The organism is Mesorhizobium sp. M1E.F.Ca.ET.063.01.1.1 (assembly GCF_003998155.1).
Classification (GTDB): Bacteria; Pseudomonadota; Alphaproteobacteria; order Rhizobiales; family Rhizobiaceae; genus Mesorhizobium.
Window position 1 is genome coordinate 1 of the sequence record NZ_RZSC01001570.1, and the last position, 480, is coordinate 480.

Sequence of the window (480 nt, forward strand, 5' to 3'; positions counted from 1 at the left end):
GCTACGGCATGGGTGTTGGCTTGCGCAAGGGCAACTCCGCACTGAAGGCCAAGCTGGACAGCGCGCTTTGCGCCATGATCAACAGCGGCAAGGTGAAGGCCGCCTCGGAAAATTGGTTCAAGGACGACTACACCATCGCGTGCAAGAAGTAGTCATCCAACGGGGAACAGGCCGTCGCGGCAATGCCGCGATGACCTGATGGAATGGTCTTCATGTTGCACGATATCTGGGTGCTGATGATCGAGAAGGGCTGGCTCCTCGCGCTGCTGCGCGGCGCCGGAATAACGCTTCTGATCGGTTTTCTCGGCGCGGTCATAGGGCTGGCGACGGCGATACCTCTTGCCATCCTTCGTTGGCGCCGGGTTCCGGCTTTGTCACAGCTTGTCGATGCCTACAGCATCGTCGTTCGCGGCGTTCCGGGGCTACTGGTCATTTATCTGCTGTTCTTCGGCTCCGTCGATTGGGTGCAGAAAATTGCCT

Annotated in this window: 2 protein-coding genes; both read left to right on the plus strand. The window is 59.0% G+C overall.

The genetic code is table 11. From position 1 onward, the window contains the following. The first annotated feature begins 8 nt into the window (after nt 1–8). Nucleotides 9–152, plus strand: coding sequence for a transporter substrate-binding domain-containing protein (locus EOA29_RS39835; protein ID WP_245468858.1), 144 nt, complete (start codon nt 9–11; stop codon nt 150–152). 60 nt (nt 153–212) lie between these two features. After that, nucleotides 213–480, plus strand: a 268-nt coding sequence (locus EOA29_RS39840) for an ABC transporter permease subunit (protein ID WP_145970179.1), incomplete at its 3' end; no start/stop codon positions are given.

Bases quoted from the DNA above. Each gene is read 5' to 3' on its own strand.
- EOA29_RS39835 (WP_245468858.1), top strand. From the start codon at position 9: ATGGGTGTTGGCTTGCGCAAGGGCAACTCCGCACTGAAGGCCAAGCTG.